Raw genomic sequence first — 2,554 nt, forward strand, 5'->3', positions numbered from 1 at the left:
ATACCAAGCCATCGCCACCCTGGTATCCGACCGCACCACCACCGCTTGACGACTACCCTGAGCAGGGCAAACACGACTCACCCCCAATCACGCACGAGGTCGTAAGGCGGAGTTTCCCGGCCAGGCCGATGCTGCCCGGTCGGTCCATTTCGCTTGCCGCCTACCTCTCGAAAGAGCTTGGGGCACGCCGTATGGGTGATTGCGATACGCGCGCGACAGTGTGTTTATGGGAATTATCCGTTCAGTCTGACGCTGGGGATCTACTTACCTGGGAGTTTTGTCCGGAGTGCTCGAGGAGGGCATTCTCTGTGCCAGTGGAGACCGAGTGGCAGGTCCGGCTGCCCTCGCGCAAGCAGTGCAGCGGCCACTGGCAGGGCTGGGGACCGTGATTCCGATGCTAGGCCCCGCCGTGGTGGCGGATAGGTAGTGAAAATGCACTGAGGCGTACATGCACCCGAACTGGTGCTGCACAATAGAAAGTTGGCCGGCAGTCCCGGCTTGACCAAACCAGGTGATAAAAGTTGGCCGCCGCCGCTCGGGTGATCTTTGGCTGCGACACGGGCCGGCATGTAATCGCCAGGTCGCGGAGAGCGAAGAATGGCTCCGCCCTGACTTGGGCGACGTGACGCGCATGCGAATTGAGCGCGCTTAATGGAGTGCGTGCACTTGCGGTGTGGTCACTCCAAGTTCCGTGAGGAAAGGTTCTCTGGTGAGTCGTAAAACCATCCGAAGTTCCCGCATGAAATCCGCAACGCTGGTTTCGGCGGGCGTCCTTGCCGTTGCGCTCAACGTGGTCCCGAGCACCGTGGCCATCGCCGACGCGATCAACCGGTCCGGCACCGAGCACAGCATGGGCCTGCCCGGCCCGAACGGCGTCACGACCGCGGACCGCGACAAGGACAGGGACCGCGACCGCGGACCGCAGGGCAGGCCGGGTGCCCAGGGCCCCCAGGGCGTGCCGGGTGCGCCGGGGAATGACGGCGTCGGTACGCAGGGTCCGCAGGGCCCGCAGGGTGCGTTCGGCGGCCCGCAGGGTCCGCAGGGCACTCAGGGTGTTGCCGGTGCTGACGGCACGGATGGTGCCGAGGGCCCGCAGGGGAATGACGGCGCCACGGGACCGCAGGGGTTGCCGGGCGGAGTGGGACCGCAGGGCGAAGTGGGACCGCAGGGGTCGCCAGGCGGAGCGGGACCGCAGGGCTTCCAGGGCGCGCCGGGCGAGAGCGGACTCGACACCTACGTGGTGACCGCGACGGAGGACCTCCCCCTCGTGGGCGTCCAGGCCACGGCGACCGTCGACTGCCTCGGTGACGACGTCGCCACCGGCGGTGGCTACAACGTCGACTACACGGTTGTCGGTGTCGGCGTCAATGCCGAGCAGAGCGCTCCGGTGCTGGCCGACGACGTCGCCACGGGCTGGCAGGCCCGCGTCACCGGCGCGGTCGGCGTGGAGGGCACGTTCACCGTCTACGCGGTCTGCCACGACGAGTAGGAACGTGTGAGCGGCGGTGCGCAACCGGTCGCCGGCTCATCATGATGGAACGAATGACGGTGCCCCGGGGCTTCGGCTTCGGGGCACCGTCGCCGTTTTCCCGCGACAGCGGAAAGGCAAGGATGCCTCTGCACCACCGAGGGCCCTCAGACCGGTGCCCATGAACCCCACCTGCGGAGCAATCACACCAAGCGGTTTGCCATGGACCCCACTTGGCTCGAGTTCGCCGGTCTGGCAGAGGCTGGGTGGACCGCCGCCTCCCACTGAGGCCGGCGCACCCTCAGCCACGTCCTTGCGGCGCTGCCGCCGCCCGGAACTAGCCTGACCCCCGTGGAAGCGGGCACCTACTTCGCTCTCCTGACCAGATCGACAGACACCCGACAGAATCGGGTCTGTCCAGTTGATTACTGAGGTTTCAGTGTTGGGTCGGTGGGGTGGGGGTCAGGCCGGTGGCAGTGAGGCAGCCGTCGATGAGGTGGGGTCGGAGCTGGGTTCTGGGTAACTCGCGGCGGAGTGTGCGGTCGAGGTCGTCGGGTGTGTCGAACGCGGTGTTGGCCATTGCTCTGCGCACGAGGGGCCAGAGGTTCTCGACGGGGTTGAGATCGGGTGCGTACGACGGGAGACGGATGGTGGTGAGCCAGTCGTGCTCGGCCTCGTACCGCTTCAGACCTGAGGCCAGGTGGGTGTTGAGATTGTCCCAGACCACCACGATCGGGCCGCCGAGCTGGATGTGGGCCCGAACGAGCAGGTCCCGGTAGTCCTGCCAGGAGAAGCTCCTGCGGGCGCCCTTCAGCAGGAGATGGTTGCGGGCCGGTGAATCAGCCGACTCGCTTCGTCGGCACGGTAGCAGCACAGCGCGGCTACCGAGGTCCGTCGGCGGGAACGGCCGCGGACGCGGATGAGAGGGGTGTGTCCGCGCCGGCCCCAGGTGCGGGCGCGGGGCGGCGTCATGGAGAATTCCGGCTTCGTCCTCGAAGACGATCCAGGCGCCATGGGCCGCCGCGAGGCTTCTACCCGTGGCCACACCTCCTTCTTCCAGAGCTCGACGGCGTGCTCGTCGCGCTC

General features: G+C 67.2%; 1 protein-coding gene and 1 pseudogene. One reads left to right on the forward strand and one right to left on the reverse strand.

Going from position 1 to position 2,554, the window contains the following annotated elements; genetic code table 11:
- Positions 1-739: 739 nt before the first annotated feature.
- Positions 740-1,489: a hypothetical protein gene (locus ACIQMR_RS38315; RefSeq protein WP_401397780.1), complete on the forward strand. Its 750-nt coding sequence runs from the start codon at positions 740-742 to the stop codon at positions 1,487-1,489.
- A 415-nt stretch (positions 1,490-1,904) separates the two neighbouring features.
- Here ACIQMR_RS38315 and ACIQMR_RS38320 read toward each other — a convergent pair.
- A pseudogene (locus ACIQMR_RS38320) lies at positions 1,905-2,440 on the reverse strand (transposase).
- Positions 2,441-2,554 lie beyond the last annotated feature (114 nt).

Source organism: Streptomyces sp. NPDC091376, from assembly GCF_044757085.1.
Taxonomy (GTDB): Bacteria; Actinomycetota; Actinomycetes; order Streptomycetales; family Streptomycetaceae; genus Streptomyces; species Streptomyces pratisoli.